16 protein-coding genes and 1 pseudogene are annotated in these 18,296 nt (G+C 41.1%); 6 read left to right on the top strand and 11 right to left on the bottom strand.

Annotation, left to right across the window (positions count from 1 at the left end; genetic code table 11):
• Window positions 1–93: 93 nt before the first annotated feature.
• A pseudogene (locus V7K89_RS21230) lies at window positions 94–843 on the top strand (serine/threonine protein kinase); the annotation flags it as partial.
• A gap of 97 nt (window positions 844–940) precedes the next feature.
• Here the strand turns inward: V7K89_RS21230 and V7K89_RS21225 are convergent.
• On the bottom strand, window positions 941–1,681 hold the full coding sequence (locus V7K89_RS21225; RefSeq protein ID WP_335190603.1) for an SDR family oxidoreductase: 741 nt from the start codon (window positions 1,679–1,681) through the stop codon (window positions 941–943).
• 270 nt (window positions 1,682–1,951) lie between these two features.
• Here V7K89_RS21225 and V7K89_RS21220 point away from each other — a divergent pair, with 270 nt between their 5' ends.
• The gene (locus V7K89_RS21220) at window positions 1,952–2,908 is read left to right on the top strand and encodes an aldo/keto reductase (protein ID WP_335190601.1); all 957 of its coding nucleotides are present in this window, start codon (window positions 1,952–1,954) and stop codon (window positions 2,906–2,908) included.
• An 86-nt stretch (window positions 2,909–2,994) separates the two neighbouring features.
• Here V7K89_RS21220 and V7K89_RS21215 read toward each other — a convergent pair whose 3' ends face one another.
• From V7K89_RS21215 to V7K89_RS21205, 3 genes are all read right to left on the bottom strand, one after another.
• The gene (locus tag V7K89_RS21215) at window positions 2,995–3,651 is read right to left on the bottom strand and encodes a class I SAM-dependent methyltransferase (protein ID WP_335190599.1); all 657 of its coding nucleotides are present in this window, start codon (window positions 3,649–3,651) and stop codon (window positions 2,995–2,997) included.
• 526 nt (window positions 3,652–4,177) lie between these two features.
• Window positions 4,178–4,345 carry a hypothetical protein gene (locus tag V7K89_RS21210; protein WP_335190598.1) on the bottom strand — a complete coding sequence of 56 codons (168 nt, stop codon included), beginning with the start codon at window positions 4,343–4,345 and terminating at the stop codon, window positions 4,178–4,180.
• Between the two features lie 239 nt (window positions 4,346–4,584).
• Complete coding sequence (locus V7K89_RS21205) at window positions 4,585–4,914, bottom strand: hypothetical protein (RefSeq protein WP_335190595.1); 330 nt, start codon at window positions 4,912–4,914, stop codon at window positions 4,585–4,587.
• A 470-nt stretch (window positions 4,915–5,384) separates the two neighbouring features.
• On the opposite strand from V7K89_RS21205, the gene V7K89_RS21200 reads away from it, so the two are divergent.
• On the top strand, window positions 5,385–6,467 hold the full coding sequence (locus V7K89_RS21200) for a peptidoglycan-binding domain-containing protein (protein WP_335190593.1): 1,083 nt from the start codon (window positions 5,385–5,387) through the stop codon (window positions 6,465–6,467).
• 448 nt (window positions 6,468–6,915) lie between these two features.
• Here V7K89_RS21200 and V7K89_RS21195 read toward each other — a convergent pair whose 3' ends face one another.
• Window positions 6,916–7,056, bottom strand: a complete 141-nt coding sequence (locus V7K89_RS21195) for a hypothetical protein (protein ID WP_335190591.1) — start codon at window positions 7,054–7,056, stop codon at window positions 6,916–6,918.
• Between the two features lie 271 nt (window positions 7,057–7,327).
• Here V7K89_RS21195 and ftsH4 point away from each other — a divergent pair, with 271 nt between their 5' ends.
• Window positions 7,328–9,193: an ATP-dependent zinc metalloprotease FtsH4 gene (ftsH4, locus tag V7K89_RS21190; RefSeq protein WP_335190589.1), complete on the top strand. Its 1,866-nt coding sequence runs from the start codon at window positions 7,328–7,330 to the stop codon at window positions 9,191–9,193.
• A gap of 91 nt (window positions 9,194–9,284) precedes the next feature.
• On the opposite strand, the gene V7K89_RS21185 is transcribed toward ftsH4, so the two are convergent.
• The 3 genes from V7K89_RS21185 to V7K89_RS21175 form a co-directional block, all read right to left on the bottom strand.
• Entirely contained in the window at window positions 9,285–10,484 is a 1,200-nt protein-coding gene (locus tag V7K89_RS21185; RefSeq protein WP_335190587.1) for an MFS transporter, read from the bottom strand.
• A 138-nt stretch (window positions 10,485–10,622) separates the two neighbouring features.
• Window positions 10,623–11,795, bottom strand: coding sequence for a molybdopterin-synthase adenylyltransferase MoeB (gene moeB / locus V7K89_RS21180; RefSeq protein ID WP_335190585.1), 1,173 nt, complete (start codon window positions 11,793–11,795; stop codon window positions 10,623–10,625).
• 140 nt (window positions 11,796–11,935) lie between these two features.
• Window positions 11,936–12,394: a M67 family metallopeptidase gene (locus V7K89_RS21175; RefSeq protein ID WP_335190582.1), complete on the bottom strand. Its 459-nt coding sequence runs from the start codon at window positions 12,392–12,394 to the stop codon at window positions 11,936–11,938.
• Window positions 12,395–13,033: 639 nt separating this feature from the next.
• On the opposite strand from V7K89_RS21175, the gene V7K89_RS21170 reads away from it, so the two are divergent.
• Both V7K89_RS21170 and V7K89_RS21165 read left to right on the top strand, forming a co-directional pair.
• On the top strand, window positions 13,034–13,237 hold the full coding sequence (locus V7K89_RS21170) for a hypothetical protein (protein WP_335190580.1): 204 nt from the start codon (window positions 13,034–13,036) through the stop codon (window positions 13,235–13,237).
• Window positions 13,179–13,712, top strand: a complete 534-nt coding sequence (locus V7K89_RS21165) for a hypothetical protein (RefSeq protein ID WP_335190578.1) — start codon at window positions 13,179–13,181, stop codon at window positions 13,710–13,712. Before V7K89_RS21170 ends, V7K89_RS21165 begins: the two co-directional genes overlap by 59 nt.
• 732 nt (window positions 13,713–14,444) lie before the next feature.
• Here the strand turns inward: V7K89_RS21165 and V7K89_RS21160 are convergent.
• From V7K89_RS21160 to V7K89_RS21150, 3 genes are all read right to left on the bottom strand, one after another.
• Entirely contained in the window at window positions 14,445–15,584 is a 1,140-nt protein-coding gene (locus tag V7K89_RS21160; RefSeq protein WP_335190576.1) for a peptidoglycan-binding protein, read from the bottom strand.
• Between the two features lie 217 nt (window positions 15,585–15,801).
• A complete protein-coding gene (locus V7K89_RS21155) occupies window positions 15,802–16,869 on the bottom strand; it encodes a DMT family transporter (protein WP_335190574.1) in 1,068 nt (355 codons plus the stop codon).
• Window positions 16,870–17,149: 280 nt separating this feature from the next.
• On the bottom strand, window positions 17,150–18,271 hold the full coding sequence (locus tag V7K89_RS21150) for an ABC transporter permease (protein ID WP_335190572.1): 1,122 nt from the start codon (window positions 18,269–18,271) through the stop codon (window positions 17,150–17,152).
• Window positions 18,272–18,296: the final 25 nt, after the last annotated feature.

The following is an 18,296-nucleotide window of genomic DNA, read 5'->3' as shown; positions in this document are numbered from 1 at the left end:
TCCCATCCTTTTGAAATTTGCGAGCGCTTGTGGGTGAAAAATCACCTTGAAGAAGATGAGGAAAAACTACGGGTTTCAAGATAGACATGGTTTAATAATGCACCTGCATACTCAGAAACAGATACTTTATATAAAGCCACAAAAGAATATCAAGCAGGAGATTTGGAAGAAGCGATCGCACTCGCTAAATCAATTCCCTCCCACAGCAATGTTTATCCAGAAGCACAGGCTACAATTGAAGAATGGCAAGAGCAATGGCAAGTAGCTGCACAGCAATACGAAATTGCACAAACAGCTTTTAATGAGAGCAAATGGTCAGATGTTATTCATGCTGCTGCTAAAATTCCAAAGATTTTATATTGGCAATCTAAAATAGATAAAATAGTTCAGCAAGCTTCCGTAAATATTGAAATACAGACGCAAGCTTTATTAGCAAAAGCTTACGAAAAAGCTGCTGAAAAAGATTTTTCGGCTGCATTACAATATTTACGGGAAATTCCTCAAGAAAGTCATGCAGGTGCTTTAGTTCAAGACAAGTTAGCTGAATACAATCGAAAGCGGCAGATTAGAGCAGCTTACTTTTTACAGAAAGCTAATAAACAAGCATCTATTGGTGATTTCCAGCGAGCTGTAAAATTTCTGAGAAATATTCCCCAAGATACTTTAGTTTATACTCAAGCTCAAATCAAATTGAATGAGTATACTCAAAAACAACGCATATTGACTAACAATCAAAATATAGATTCTGGGAAAAAAACAAATTTCTTCCTCCCGAAAAACTTAATTACTAAGGTTAAATATCTTCAAGAAGTAAATTATCTTCAAGAAGTTAATATTCGGTAAATTTAGTAATTCGTAATGATCCTTTTGCTAGCTTGCTTCCCCGTAGAGGTACGATGGGAGATAAGGGGAATAACCCATGTCTAACGCCCTCTAATTTTTACCAAGGAACCACACCATCTTCATCGAAAAAACCTCCGCTAGAACCATCTTCAGGTAGAGTAGCTAGTCTTACTGCTGCGATCGCACCCTGCTCAACAGTGCGATACCCTTGGTATTGATTAATGTCAGTTGCTGTAAAACCAGGATCGGCAGCATTGATTTTAATTGGGGTGTCTTTAAGTTCGGTAGCCAATAAAACTGTGATTGCATTCACTGCTGTCTTTGATGAGTTATAAGCAAGAAGTTTAAAATCAGCAAATTCATAATTTGGATCGGAGTTCTGAGTCAAAGAACCTAAACCACTTGATAAATTAACTATTCGCCCAGCTTTTGATTTCTTTAACAGTGGTAACAACGCTTTTGTAACTGCAAACAATCCAAATACATTCGTTTCATAAGTATGTCGCAATGTTTCAATATCAACTTTACTGGGTGGAAGGCGATCGCCATCACTTAGTATTCCAGCATTGTTCACAAGGATATCAAGTTTTCCAAATTCGCTCTCGATTTGTTTAGCCGCAGAGTCGATTGTTTTTTGGTCGCTCACATCAAGTTGAATTGTTTGGGCATTGACCTGGCTGAAACGAAGTTTATTCGCCGCTTCTTCACCACGTTTTATATCTCTTGCACCAACAAGAACATTAGCACCTCTAGAACCTAATTGGCGGGCAATCTCATACCCAATACCTTTGTTTGCACCTGTAATCAGCGCAACTTTACCTTTTAAATTTTCTGACATATTACTTCTCTATTTTGATCGACACTGACAACTGTTACTATCTTCGAGCAAGTTTAGTGTATGAGTAGTATGTATAACAATGGGGAGGAATGTACTTCATTTACTTGCAAAGTGCTGTATCAACATAACATTTAAGATTTAGTAATCCTACACAAGTAGTGATTGATTGTGATATTTACGCTAGTAGTAAGTCATACTTCAGATAGCTGTTGAGAGAATATTTGCAGCTTAAAGTAGCAGTTGACTCAAAAATTCTTGCAGAAGGTAGATATGCAAACCAAGCAGCTTGGTAATTCAGAGCTTAACATTACCCCAATCGGCTTTGGTGCCTGGGCGATTGGTGGAGGTGAGTGGGCTTTTGGCTGGGGAGAGCAAAATGACCAAGAATCGATCGCAGCGATCAATCGCGCTCTTGACCTCGGCGTTAATTGGATTGACACCGCAGCTGTCTATGGTCTAGGGCATTCTGAAGAGGTTGTTGCTAAAGCACTCAAAGGTCGATCTAATCGCCCTTACATTTTCACTAAATGCTCAATAATCTGGGATGAAAAGGGCGAAATTGGTCATAGCCTGAAGGCGGATTCTGTGCGGGATGAGGTTGAAGCCAGTTTGCGCCGACTCAACATTGAAACTATCGATCTCTACCAGATCCACTGGCCCAACCCTGACTCAGAAATTGAAGAAGGCTGGACGACTCTCGCCAAGCTCAAGGATGAGGGTAAGGTTCGCAATATCGGGGTTTCAAACTTCAATGTTGAACAGTTGAAACGTATCCAGGAGATTGCACCAGTTACGTCATTGCAACCGCCTTATTCATTGGTGAAGCCTGATGTCGAAAAGGAGATTCTGCCTTTTTCTAAGGAAAACAACATAGGTGTAATTGTTTATTCACCTATGCAATCTGGTTTGCTTACAGGAAAGATGACACCTGAGCGGGTTGCTAATTTTCCAGATAATGATTGGCGCAAAAACAATAGTGAGTTTCAAGAGCCACGTCTATCTCGTAACCTGAAGTTAGTTGAGGTGTTGCAACACATTGGTAAACAACATGATCGCTCACCAGGCGAAGTTGCGATCGCTTGGACTTTAAATAATCCGGCGGTAACTGCGGCGATCGTTGGTGGACGCAATCCCAAACAGGTGGAAGGAATCATTGGTGCTGGAGACTTTCGCCTTAATCAGCAGGAACTAAACGATATTGACACTTTCCTGCGCGAGAATCCATAAAATCTCTGCTGGAAAACCTCATAAACCCCACGGCTTTAGCCAGGGGTTTATTTAATATTTTTATTCAGCAACCGCTAAAAGTTCTTTCACTTTGTCGCTACACCGATAATCTGAGTACTAACAATTGGCAATTGTGCATCAAATCGCTCATAATGGATGCTACTAAAACCAGCATTTCCCAATGCTATCCAAATTTCTCTATCTGGATGACAACCATTACCTATCACTTTTGAAATCGGACTAACTGTGTTTTGTATTTGTCGTAATAAACTTCCTTGAGGTGCGGCGACATTTTCAATAAATAAGAAGCGTCCACCTGGTTTAAGTACTCTTAAAATTGCCTGTAATGTATAATCTATATTCGGCACTGAGGACAAAACTAATGTACTAACAACAGTATCTATACTGTTATCTTCGGCATCTAACCATTCAGCATTACCAATGCGGAGGTCGATATTTAAACCCAGTTTTTCTGCTTGTTTTTGGAGAGAGGAATGCGTATGTGGGTTTGGCTCAATTCCTATCCAGTGGATATTTTTAGGATAGTAGGGTAAGTTAGCGCCTATTTCAGAACCAATTTCTAACACTTTACCTTGAAGATTAGCAAAAAGATAACGTTTGCGATCGCTGACAATTTTATCGTATTTGCTGCTACTTGTAGCCATCATCCAAGCAAAGAAACGTTTTCCAAAGTTAGCAAAAATCTGATATTTTGAATCTCCAATAATTTGGTTTACAGTCATTATTTACTTCCTAATTTTTGAGCCGAGAAATTGGGGTGCTAAACAACCATTTCTAGCCTCAAGGTACAATACTTCGTATTTGTTATACCTCACCCATTAGACTCACCTGATAGGATGAATTTAATTAACGTATTACGCCTAGCAACTGACCGCAAGATACCACAAAAAGACCAAAAGGATAGAGGCGTCTATGTATAGGGCGATGAGCGATCACTATGGTTGTATGATTTTGGGTAATCATAGCCAAAGATTTTTGAATAGTCGCTCTGGTTTGACAGAGTGACAAAGGGACGCAAGCAAAGCAAATAGAGGAGTGTAACCGTTTTAAGGTAAAAAAAAGATTAGATATGAATCTAGCTAGAGATATTCGCGCACACTTTTTTGTTGAACAATCTCTCTAGTTAAAAATATAACATCCATGAAGGCATAGGTTAGCTGAGGAAATAGGCAAACAGAATCGCATTGGAATATGGGCTAATCCTAATTCAATTCCACCTTGGGAATGGAGAAAGCAATGTAGAAGAAATTAGAATAAAGGAATTTTACCCAAAACTATTTCTTTTCCAACTAGAGAAAGTATGCAAAAGTCGAAGAAATAGCGATCGTATCTAAGGCGGGTGTCTGAAGTCAGCCAAGTTAGAAAAGCTTTGGGATTGTCATCGACAACAGAGGAAAAAGTTAAAGTTGTTAACAACTTTATGGCTGACTTCAGACCGTGTGTTGAATTGATAAAATACCTTTATTAAGTTAGTATCTAACTGCATCTAAACCCCAACATTGCAGGAGCCAACTTTTAGCTACTGTACCGAAACCTTCTTGAAAAGCGCTTTTCATCTCTTCATGCCACTGGGCTAAGGATTGCCAATAACGAGTAGGGCGCCGAACTTTTGCAGGGTGTGTTTGGATATTATGTTTAGCCAGAAGTTCTAAAACTCATCTGCCTCCTCTGCCACCTTCTCCACTGTAGTTAAGATTGCAACAACCAACAGCAGCTAATACATTAAATTGTAGCAAAGAATTTTGCTCTTTTATAACTAAAAAAATATCTAGTCCCATTAACATTTTTTTATTATCCACATACTCTAAAAGTTCTTTTGCCGAATTATCAGCTAATGTTGAATCAGTAAACCAGTCTGGTAATTTTCCTTTTTCATTCTGTCCTAAAAGTACACATCCTACTATTAATTCTGGTTTGTGTTCAATTAGTGTCAGGATAGGAATGATAGATGGTGTTAACCCTTCAGCAAGAAAAATAAAGTTCATAACGGTACTTAAATTACAGAAAGTTTGAGGTTATTCATCATTGTGCTATGTCTGTTATCCAGTCTGCTTTGTAGCTTCTTTGTCACCCAGTCAGGGCTCCGTTTTCATTATCTACCGCAGAGGTATCCTCATCAAAAATCAGAATTGGCGGATCTTTGACAATAGTATGGGCGATGCCTGCGGTTTTTGCTAGTCTACGCAATTCGCTCTGGCTGACCTCCAGAAAGTTTCTGACCCTGTTAGTCAACAAGTCAAAGAGATTGCTGTTTCTATTTTAAGTATCCGTGAGAAAAGCTAGATAACTACGGATGTTATAATCCAAAGTGGGTTTTGCAAGACAGCGTTTCTTGGACTCCAATCGCTCTAATGAAGTACGAGATACCAAAATTTGCAGCGGTCATAACTGAAATTGTACAACGAATAGTGACAGAAAAATTAACTGAAAACAATTATTTCACTCAATAAAAACTATGAGCTTTAAACTTCAAGCTTTGCAACTTCCGACTCTCCAGAAAAAATCCGAAGGGCTGATTGTAACTGCTTGGCAGAAATTTCTTTTAGATTATGACTTCCCTATTGCTGCCGTTGATGGAGATTTTGGGAATATTACAGCTCAAGCAACTCGTGATTATCAGACTAGTAATGCTTTAACAGTAACGGGAATTGTCGATACTGCTACTTATAAAAAAGCGATAGAGCAAGGTTTTGCAATTTATTTCGCTATCTATACCGATGCCGGAAAAAAATTCTTAACCTATCTTAACTTTGGAGAGAATGAGGTCAAGGACTTACAAAAAAGTTTAACAACGATTGGTCGTTTGAATCCGCCGTTAGTAGCTGATGGGGACTTTGGCCCCAACAGTACAAAAGGACTAGCCGAAACTTATAAAATAAGAGACGTCAATTTTCGAGCCGAGTTAGCTCAACAGCTTTCTAATACAACAAAAACCAAGCTTGGCATTGATTTGGAGTTGGCTTTAGACAACATAACTGAATACGCCAAAAGATTAAGACAACGACTGAGTGGAAAAGCCTGGGTTAATTTTTTCCCAGACAGCGACTTAATTGATGATTTAGCTTCTCCCTTCCGTCAAAAAGTACAAGCTTTTGAGCAAGCCTTAAAAAATGCCGGAGCTAATATCGATATTGCTTCAGTATTCCGCCCATCAGAAAGAGCTTATTTAATGCACTATGCTTTCCGTATTAGTAATAATGAAATTGCTGCCAAAGATGTTCCACCTATGCCTAATGTAGATATTAATTGGCTACATTATACCAATGCTGGTTCTATCCAAGCTGCTAAAGAAATGGTGTCTGCTTATAATATTGCTTTTCGACCTGTTCTTACCTCTCGTCATACCCAAAGATTAGCAATTGATTGGGAAATTACTTGGTCAGGAACCTTAAATATCAAAAACGCTAGTGGAACTACAGTTAATATTAATCAGCCACGAACGAGTTATGAAAATTCTACTTTATGGCAAGTTGGCCGTTCCTATGGTGTGATTAAATTATCTAGCGATCGCCCCCACTGGTCTAATGATGGACATTAATGGATAGAGGAACCGCATATATGGAGAACGCAGTTCCAGAGTTGCAAGTGGAATTATTAGACCTCTTGCACAAATGCAAAATTCGCCCATTCTGCGGGAAGCTCGCTACATCCCCCAACTCTTTCTCCCAAAATTGGGGGGGAGCCAATTTCAAAGTCCCTCTCCCAAGCTTGGGAGAGGGATTTAGGGTGAGGGCTTTTGATTCATACAAGAAGTCTATTGAAGAAGAATCCAAAAGTCAGAATTCAGGAGTGGAGCAAGGAAAGCTCCGCCAAGGCTTCAGAATAACTCTTTGTGGGGGATTTCTATTTGCATCTCCCAATCTCTGCATATTCTTTGAGTACGGTAAACCGTATTTGCTCGTTAGTTCCCAAAGATTAATTAAATTGTTAAGTTTAGTTACATAAATAAACAAAAAAATGCTGCAAACATTGCTAAACGGGGGAAATTATGAGAAGCGGTAGTATCCTTGACGATCAAGACAAGCTGAACAACTTTGTGTCACCGTTAGCAAGTCTTCTCCTTTGGCTCTAGAGTCATCTCCCAAAGGGAGATGCCAAGGGCGATAGCAAGTCTGCGAGCGTCGCAAGCGTCATGAGCGTCACAGCCCATCGTTGACATTGCTTAGATTGGGCGAATATACCAGCATTTTGACCAGTCTTTAATCAAGTTTCTCAAAGCGTTAAGGAAAATGAGAAACAAGGGAGGCTGGGTAAAACCGATACCCAATGCCCAATGACGCCACTTGCTCCACTTGGGGAAACCCCTTGGGGCTAGCCTCTCCCTTTGGGAAAAGACCGCAGTGGTTCCCCCATACACAATTTTCAAATTAGTTTTCATTTTAAGGATTGGTAACATCTATGGGAATTAAAGAACAGCCTAAGTCACCTCGGTTTCGGATGGTTGCTAATATATTACTGGCAGTATCAGGACTATTCCTGCTCTTAAATTTATTTTTGCCTGGTTTATTTGCTTCTGGCCCTGCTGGTGTTCCCTATAGCCTATTTATTCATCAAGTACAGGAAGGGGAAGTCAGCCGCGTTTCCGTTGGTCAAAACCAGATTATTTACCAACTAAAAACAGAAAATTCCGAACCGGGCCAGGTGTTTGCAACTACACCAATCTTTGATTTAGAGTTACCCAAACTGCTAGAAGAAAAGGGAGTTGAGTTTGCTGCTACACCGCCACCCAAAAATACTTGGTTTACAACCCTCTTAAGTTGGGTGATTCCACCACTGATTTTTATTGGTATTTGGCAGTTCTTTGTCGCCCGTGGTGGCGGTGGTGGCCCTCAAGGTGCGCTTTCCATTGGTAAGAGCAAAGCTAAGGTTTACGTTGAAGGCGAATCCGCTAAAATCACCTTTGCAGATGTGGCTGGGGTAGAAGAAGCGAAAACTGAGTTAGTAGAAATTGTAGATTTCCTTAAGACTCCAGCACGGTTTACGCAAATTGGCGCTAGGATTCCCAAAGGTGTGTTGTTAGTTGGCCCTCCAGGTACTGGTAAGACACTTTTAGCGAAAGCCGTAGCAGGAGAAGCAGGAGTTCCATTTTTCAGTATCTCTGGTTCCGAGTTTGTAGAATTGTTTGTCGGTGTGGGTTCTTCTAGAGTGCGAGATTTATTTGAACAAGCCAAAAAACAAGCTCCTTGTATTATATTCATTGATGAATTGGATGCGATCGGTAAGTCTCGTAGTAGTAACGGCTTCTACGGTGGTAACGATGAGCGAGAACAGACCCTCAATCAATTACTAACTGAAATGGATGGGTTTGCCGCTGGGGATACAACGGTAATTGTACTAGCTGCTACCAACCGCCCTGAAATACTAGATCCTGCATTGCTGCGTCCAGGCCGCTTTGACCGCCAAGTGTTAGTAGACCGTCCCGATTTATCTGATCGTGAGGCAATTCTCAAAATTCACGCTCAAAAGGTAAAATTAGGAGATGATGTAGATTTAAAAGCGATCGCTACTCGTACCCCTGGTTTTGCTGGCGCAGATTTGGCAAACTTGGTAAACGAAGCCGCATTATTGGCAGCGCGCAATCTGCGTGAAAAGGTTGCTCAAGAAGACTTTGCCGAAGCAATTGAGCGGGTAGTTGCCGGTTTAGAGAAGAAGAGTCGCGTGATGAACGACACTGAGAAAAAGATTGTTGCATACCATGAAGTTGGTCACGCAATGGTGGGGGCGCTGACAACAGGAAACGGTCGTGTAGAAAAGATTTCGATTATTCCTCGTGGGATGGCTGCTTTGGGCTACACTCTGCAATTACCAACTGAAGACCGCTTTTTGCTGAATGAAGATGAACTGCGGGGTCAGATTGCAACTTTGTTAGGTGGACGTTCCGCCGAAGAGATTGTATTTAACAGTATTACCACAGGTGCTTCCAACGATTTGCAACGAGCAACTGACTTGGCAGAACGGATGGTAACAACTTATGGTATGAGCAAAGTCTTAGGACCATTAGCTTATCAACAAGGACAACAAGCAGCATTTTTGGGCAATGGTGCTACTAATCCTCGGCGGGCGGTAAGTGAAGATACATCCAAAGCCATTGATATCGAAGTCAAGGAAATCGTGGAAACAGCCCACGAACAAGCCCTAGAGATTCTCAGACAGAATCGAGACTTGCTAGAAGCGATCACTACTCAACTCTTAGAAACAGAAGTCATTGAAGGCGAGAAACTGCACAGTTTGTTAAGTCAGGTGAAACCTGTAACTAATTCGTAATTCCTAATTAAGAAAGTTAGGTTTCATCCACAGAGGTACGCAGAGAATAACTTTGCGTACCTACCCTGCAAGAAGTCGAAGCGCCGATGCATTAAACCTCTGTATTACTCTGCGTTTTAGAAATGCCACTCACCGCAATGCAAACACCAGCCAGGAAAAATGCTAATCCACCCCCAAGAGCACCAACAAAAGGTGTTATTTGTTGCAGTTGAGGAAATATAACGCCAAACAAACTCATAGCTAAAGCAAACCCACCAAAATACGTCCCAACTCCTAATCCCACCCACCGCTGGGGTACTAGCCCCAAAGCAAAAGGAATTACCCCGTTGACAATTAAACTAAAGCTAGCAACGATTAATATAATTATCGGAATTTGTGCGCCCACAGATATCATTATCAATAACGAAGGAATGATTGCACAGATTCCACAAAGCATTGCTTGACGATTACCAATTTTGACGGCGAAAATTCCAGCTGGGAGGCTGGCAATTGCGATCGCTATTCCAATCCACACCATCAGCACATCAATATTATCAGTATTCAGTTGGGTCTTGAGTACTTTACCCAAGACATCCATGAGAAATCGGATACCCCACGCAACACCGAAACCAGTTCCTAAAATCAAAGCCAATTTCTGTAAAGGCAACTTTACTGTTTCTGCTTGGTGTCTATCCACTGGTGCTTCTCTCGGATTGACTAACCGCAACATAGCCGCCGCCCCTAGTATCACAAAAGAACCGATCGCAAAGGTATAAACTGGGCCTAAGCTTAGAATAAACTTGGAGCTTATCGGTCTAAAAGCCCCAATTACACCGCCTACTAAAGTGACAAAACTTACTGCTAAAGGTAACTGGGCTGGTGTCGAATACATTCCCAATAGGCACATGGCTGGAGAGCGAAATATTGTCATTGCCAAAGCCCAAGCTACCAATACTATAGGTAAAAGCGATCGCATCACAATAGTAGGCGGGATCAAACTTACAACGCATGGTATGGCAACAAACAAAGCCGATGCAAGAATCATACCTACTGAGATAAAAGGAAACCGAGTTCCTACCCAGCGCCTAGCTTGGTCTGAAAGTCCACCCATCACTGGTTCCAGCACCGCACCCAAAGCATTTTCGACTAGCACCAAACCAACTGCCAATGAGGGCGGAAAACCAAATTGAGTCAGAAGTTGCGGCAAATAGATATTATAAATTAACCACGAGAGGGTAATTGCTCCCTGCACCGCTGCCAACACCCAAACTTGCACCCATAAAATATTGAAATGAGATTTTGAGGTAGTCATAAGGAGATGGGGAGTGTGGAGTGGGGAATGGGAGACAAGGGGGAAGGGGGAAATAAGGGAGAAAATTTTACCTTGTCCCTCTTGTCCCCCTTGTCTTCCTCATTCCCTCATCTACTCTTTAAAGAAAGCGGTGCATTTTTAATACTCCGGAACTGACGGATCAATTTCTTTACTCCAAGCGGTAATTCCACCTTTGACATTTGTCCCGACAATGCCGGCTTCCTTGAGAATGGCGAGGGCTTTTGCCGATCGCCCGCCCATCTTACAATGAGCAATTAAACGATGACCGTTTAATATTTCCTTCACCTTAGCAACGCCATTACCATTTTCAATGTCTGGTAAGGGCACCAACACTGAACCTGGAATTTTGGCAATATCGTACTCATGGGGGTTGCGGACATCCAGCAGTACAAAATCCTTCGCACCGCTATCCAACAACTCCTTCAAATCCTTGACGGTCATTTCTTGACTTTCCATCTGCTGTTTTGCCTCCTCTGCCTTAGCTTGTGGAATCCCGCAGAATTCTTCGTAGTCTATCAGCTTTTCAATCACTGGGCGAATTGGGTTCGGACGCAGTTTCAACTCCCGAAATTTCATATCCAAGGCGTTGTATAGCAGCAATCGCCCGCTAAGAGTGTTGCCTTGTCCCAAAATGATTTTAACAGTTTCAGTTGCCTGGATTAAACCAATAATTCCTGGCAAAATTCCCAATACGCCACCTTCTGCACAAGAAGGAACCATTCCTGGTGGTGGTGGTTCTGGGAAAAGGTCACGATAATTAGGGCCACCTTCGTAATTAAATACAGTAGCTTGCCCTTCAAAGCGTAAAATTGAACCGTAGACGTTAGGTTTATTCAGCAATACGCAGGCGTCGTTAACTAGATATCTGGTGGGGAAGTTATCAGTACCATCCACTACGATATCGTAAGGTTGAATCAGCTCCAGGGCGTTTTCGGAACTCAGACGAGTTTCGTATAAATCAACCTGACAATAGGGGTTAATCTCGTGAATGCGGTTTTTTGCCGATTCAATCTTGGGTTTACCCACCCAGGATGTACCGTGGATTACTTGGCGTTGCAGATTAGAAGTATCGACAACATCAAAATCGACAATCCCGATGCGTCCAATACCCGCCGCCGCCAAGTATAAAAGTAGTGGTGAACCTAATCCACCTGTACCGATACACATTACACTAGCGGCTTTCAGGCGCTTCTGTCCTTCTAGTCCTACTTCCGGTAAAATCAGGTGTCGGGAGTAGCGTTCGTAATCGTCTTTGGTCAACTGGATTTCGTCCAGATTGGGATTAAGCATAGCAGTTATGATGTGGGAAAGCGGAATATTAATCCTATCGAAAAATTGGATCTTATATAGAAATAGGAGTGGGAAAGACGAATTTTCATCTGTGATAGCGGCGAAAACCGTGATGAGTAACTGTCTTTAAACTAAGCCAGTTATTTTATATTTTCAATTTCCTCTGCTTGAAACTGATGAGTATTATCAAGGCTCCAACTTTTGAGTTCTCCAGCTTTGCCGTTTTGGACGGAAACTATTATATACGAGTATCCCTGCCAAGCGTATAAGCGATCGCATTCTGAGGGTATAGCAGGATGATCTGGATGAGAATGAAAAATGCCGATAATGTTCAGTGAGCGATCGCGTGCTTCCCTTTGTGTTTTTAACATAACTTCGGGTGCGATCGTATATTGCCGTCTTTTACTTTCTGTTGTGCGTTCTCCTGAAAACTCAGCAGCCGCTTCTGTATTCCAAGCATTTTCTGTTGGCATGACTTCTACCACAGTTTTGCCCTCATTAGCCAGATAGCCCAAAATTATACCACAGCACTCATCTGGGTAGGTGCTTTCGGCATGGGTGCAGATGGTTTGCAAATGTTCTTGGCTGAGTTGGATCATGTCTGCGTTTGTAATTCTAGTAACCTCTAACGATTCTGGCTTAGATTCAATTGATCTTGAACATAAGGTGTAACCCAACTCAGGCGAACCCAGCGATCGCAACGGAAAATATGTATTTTATATCACTCCTTCAAGTATTTCCCTACTACTTTGGGCTTTCTTATTGCCTATAAACTAAAAGAATATGAAGATTGCACAAAGCTCAGTATTTATATATACATTTCTTGCTAATTAAAGTAGGCAGTCTTGCTGGAGACAGAAGGCTTTTATGTTTTAGTTCAGTTAAAGATTCAGACCCTTCCTGAACAAGAGCTACCAAATTTTTAATTTGGTGGGGGTTTTAAACCCTTGCTCAATGAGAGAGAGGTCGCGACAGAGAGCAGGAAACAGTATTCCTCCTGCCTCCAGCAAGACCGTCTTTCTTGATAATGTGAATATTATGTAAAGATAGTTATTTTGGCATAGACATCTAAGTAGGATAAAGCCAGTCAAAGAGTGAATCTTCAATAAATTTACTGATCCTCAAAGGAGACGTATAAAGTATACAGTTTTCGGTGAATTTTTGTACCTCAAAACAGCACAAACTGCAAATTGACAACTGAAATTACTGAAAAAATCGATTTAGTCAAATAGCAAGTTATGGCAAATATCATTGGAACCAACGGTAACGATACACTAGGGGGCAATAACAACGATACTTTGACTGGTGAAAGCGGCAAGGATATATTTACATTTGTTTCCGACTACGGCGACTACAGCGACACTAATACCATCAGCGATTTCGGTGGCATTGGTAAAGGAACGAACCCAACAGCAGCAGTCATTGCCGAAGTGGACACTTAACTATAAAAATATCGAACAATTAAATATCTCAGGTACATATAACGACGACTTTATTGTGGGAAGTAATGGCAACGATACGATCTCTGGGGGCGATATTGGCAATGATACGATTATTGGCGGTGCAGGTGCAGGTGATGATATCCTTTATGGAGGGTATGAGGGTTATACTAAAACCTTTGGTTTCAATAGTTACAATGAAGGAATTGATACTATTTATAACTTCAAAGCCACTGATGAACTGATTCAGGTATCGGCTGCTGGTTTTGGTGGCGGGTTATCAACACCTTCACTCTCAGCTAATCAGTTTACTATCGGAATATCTGCAACGACAAGCAATCAACGATTTATCTATGACTTCACTACAGGTGCATTGTATTTTGACCAAGATGGCAGTGCAGGTGCATTTGCTCAAGTAAAATTTGCACAATTCTCTGGTAGTGTAACACTAACCGAAAACAATTTTGTGGTTGTTTAATCGAAATCAGCGCTCTGTCATCACTACTAGGGATCGAATGGGAGGTACTTAAAATTGCACTTCTTATTCGATTATTGAATGCAATTACTGTTAACAGGAAGAAGATATTATATCAAGTCCGGCCAATTAGTTATGATTCCCGAATCTATGCATAAACCCAAAAAATCTTCCCCTCTGCTGCCTTAATGATAAGTCTTGAACCGGACATGATATTAGGTTTGCTTCCTTAACTTTCGGCATGGGTATAGAACGAGTGTGACAACAGATATCAGAGCTATTTCGTAATTTTTCCTGATTATATTGTTAGAGAATGTCATAAATTAAAACGATTACTTTTATCAAAAAACGCCTATAAAACCTAGCACGATTAGCAGTTACACTTAAAATTGTAATTTTTACTGTAAATTAACTGTATATTGTTTCATAGTAATATCATGTCCGGCTGATTAGTTATGATTCTTGCATCTGTGCAAAAATCTGAAAACTCTTTCTCCCCCAGCAATAACTGTGTTCTTAATGATAAGCCTTTAACCGGACATGATATAAACCATAGTTAGTAGCTATTAGGAAGATTGCCAACCAATTAAAAAAAGTCTTAGTTCATACAACCAAGACTTCAGGTGGAATTATTCAACTTACAACTTGAACCGAACTTTTTATCCTAAATTGCTTTCTCTCATGAGAGTGATGAAGAGCGTTAAGTCTTTAACCGCACACGATATAACTCCTACTCTATTGTTGTGAATCATTATCCGAATCTTCCTGTAGATTCTGTTGTTCCGGCAAGTCACGTATTCGATTCATCTGAGTTAAAGCATATCGTGCTGTTGCTTGTACATCGGCATCTGGGTCTTCTAGCGCATGGCGCAACATCTGAGTCATTTGACCCATCATGTCATAAACGCGCGTCAAGTCACGGATCGCATTTTGCCGCACTTGTGGACTTTCATCTTGAATTGAAATTGCTAAAGCACGGTTCATCGGTTTGAGTGTGCGGATGCCAATTTCTGACAAAGCTGCTAAAATTAAGCTGCTTTCTTGAGAATCAGCATCAATTATCAGGTCAACTAGATGCTGAATTGCCCGCGAATCTCCCTGCTGACCCAAATCCCAAATAGCCTTGCGCCGCTTCGTTGGGTCAGAACTGCGTAAATCTTGAATTAATTCGTCAACGATATTGAGTTTAGCAAGACGGGAAGTTTTTTCTGGTAGCAGTAATTGTGGGGAAAGTGGTGGTGTAGTTGTTTGTAAACTAGTGACAGTCTCCAGTAAAGGTGGTGTAATCGGGTCTTTGTTAGCTTCACTCAAACTTTTAGGCTCTGATATTTCGGACTTTTGCACTTGCTTGACCTTCTGAAACCACCTCAGTAGATAAATAAGTGCGCCAGTACATCCTAGAACTCCAATGGTAAATAGTAACCACCAGACAAAACCTCTTTCCGTTGGTTTGGGTTTTGTAGAAGTTGGAGCAGTAGTAGAGCTAACAATTGGAGAGGTGACAAACTGCTTTTTAGCTGCCAAAGCTGCTTGCAGTTTCTCTTGAGTGGCCGGGCCAGCAATCCCATCCACTTTTAAACCCTTTACTTTCTGGAATTTAGATACAGCAATTTGCGTATTGGCGTTGTACTCTCCATCTACCACACCACTGTAGTATCCCAACTGCTTTAATTGGGTTTGTAGTCTCTGCACATCTGATTTTCGACGACTACCATATCTCAAAACAGCCGGACTAGCAGTAACTGTCGAACTAGCTTGTGCAAGTTCTAAAACTTTAGGTGCTAGGTTAGGAGTAGCTGCGCTTGAGCGATTTGGGTAAAAACCCACGCAAGAAAAACAGGTAAATATCAGAATTGAGGAATGGCATAGCCTCATATTGCAAGTTTCAGCCTGAACGTGCTTTTCAAATCTTCGATACCACAATAGCTTCTAGACGACCAAATGTTAACTGTCATTTTTAATTGGGAATTGCGAATGGGAATGGGGTATTGGGAAAAAGGAGGCAGGAAGCAGAATTTCTTTAATTTTTAATTTTTAATTGATTTCTCCCTCATTCCCTACTTAATTACTAATTAAAAATTATTTTAACAAGTTAGGGTAATATTTCTGGTTCAGATTCTCTAACTGCTAGGCTTATGGGGTTCAATTTTTTAGCAGATGCTTCTGAAACTGGTTGCTGTATATTAGCTAGTTCGCCGACAGTAACTGTGTCGTTTTGTCCTGCTAAAGTATCACGTTGGTTAATGAGATAGATGCTGATTAAAGTAAGAAATACTCCTACCCACTGCAACGGACTGAGGACTTCTGAGAGGAAAAGATTGCCGAATAGTAGTGCAAAGACGGGTGTCAAGAAGGTGAGAGAACTGAGACTCGTGAGACTGCCACTAGAAGCAAAGTAGAAGAATAACCCATAAGCGATCGCACTGCCAAATACGGTAGCATAACCCAAAGCCATGAAATCAGATACTCCCAGATTTTCCCACTGCTGGGATTCAACAACTGATGAAATTCCCCATAGTGGCAATCCGCCTAAAATCATGTGCCATCCTGTAGCGCTTACAGGGTCAGCATGTCGGCACACAAACCGAATCAACACTGTTCCTACTGCCATTGATAGTGCTGCTAACAGCATTAACCACTCGCCACTAGCAAACAAATCTTGCCAGTTGCCGATTGTCATATTTGCACCTGAGTCGAAAAAATGTAAAATCCACTCATCAGGTAAGCCAATTAAACTAATGCCTGTGATTCCCAAGCCTAGCCCCAGCCATCCCCAAAAACCGATGTGTTCTTGGAATAGCCACAACGACAGCAAGGCAACAGCCAAGGGTTGCGAGTCAATCATCACAGACCCTAACCCTGCACTGGTTTTGACTAATCCCTCTGCCAAAAAGCCTTGAAACAGTGTCCCATCTACTAGGGCAAATAAGGCAATCCACAGCCATGCAGTCCAACCCTTCGGCTGAGGTTTACCCATGAATACTGCTGCAATCAAAATTAACATCCCTGCTGGTATCAGACGCACACCTGCCATGAATAGCGGTGTAGTATGGGGTATCACTCCTTTCATGGCTACCATTGCCGTCCCCCATAGGAAAAAGGGGGCGATTAACAAGAGGGGGGCGAAGGGAAGTCGAGATGCACTGAGTTTCAGTTGCATGGGTTTGCTGATGCCTTTGTTTAACAAGCGCAAAAATTGCTTTACCCAATTTTACCGAATTATGTAGTTTTGTGATCGCATCTGGTGGGTGCTTTGCGCGCTCGCATAGTCTCTTGGAGACAGTGAAACTCTCCAGCCTGAGTACACGGGTAGGGGCACAGCCACTCATCGGTAGTATAATAACATACAAATTATAGAACACTGAATTTTTTTACCAGAGTGATGAAAGAGCTTTATCCACAACAGTGACAGTATCAAAGCAATTTTAAGGACATGTCTTTTAGCTTAACTGACTGCGGAACTTACTAATACTAATAGTTAATAACACAATAGCAAAGGCGACTAAAGCCAAAACATTCATCCACAGTACATCTAAGCCAACACCTTTGAGCAAAATACCTCGAACGATCGCAATGTAATGGCGCAGGGGATTGAGTAAGGATAAGATTTGAAACAAAGGTGGCATGGCTTCAATGGGTGCGATCGCTCCAGAAGTTTGGATCATTGGTAAATTAATAAAGAAAGCTGTCAAAACTACCTGTTGTTGGGAACTATTCACAGTAGCTAACATAATACCCAAGCTAATCCCGACAAATACATATATACTTGATAGGGCGAAAAATAGCAGGAAATTGCCTCGAAATGGTACATGAAATATTACTGTTGCTAAAGTGATAGCTAATAAAACATCTCCTGTTAATAAAAATGCTAAAGGGACAATTTTTGATAGTAATATTTGCCAGTTAGCAGCCGGAGTCATTAATAATTGTTCTAAAGTTCCTGTATCTTTTTCCCGAACAACTGTAATTGCTGATACTAATGTGCCAATTAATGTTAAAACTAAACCCATAACTCCTGGGACAAAAAACCAACTACTTGTCAGTCCTGGATTGTAAAGAAATACGACCTCAGGTGAGACTGGGGGACTTGCTTGACCTTGAGTTAATTGGAGATTATATTGCTGGATAATTTGATTCATATAATTTACTGCAATCCCGGCTGTATTAGCATTTACTGCATCAATAAATACTTGAATTTCTGCTGATTTTTGTGCCAGTTGACGTGGAAAATTGGGAGGAATTATTACCCCAACATCTAGCTTTCCTTCTTCTACCTGACGACTCAATACTTTTTCACTGCTTGGTACAGATTCTAAGGTGAAAATTCGATTTGATGTCATGGCTGAAACTAACTCCCGACTAGCGCTGACGTTGGCATAGTCAATGACACCTAATCGTAAGTTATGAACATCGGGATTAAGGATGAAGCCATACAGCAATAATTGGACTGTTGGCGGGACAACTAAGAGAATAATTAATTGCTTATTACGAAGAATTTGATTAATTTCTTTCCGCATTAAGGCCCAAAATGGACTATCAAATAATCGCTGAATAAATTTCATAAAGTTACTTTTTATCAAACCACAG

Origin of the sequence: Nostoc sp. (genome assembly GCF_036917515.1) — a bacterium.
Lineage (GTDB): Bacteria > Cyanobacteriota > Cyanobacteriia > Cyanobacteriales > Nostocaceae > Nostoc.
The sequence above is the reverse complement of the archived record's forward strand: the minus strand, read 5'-3'. Positions and strand labels throughout refer to the sequence as shown.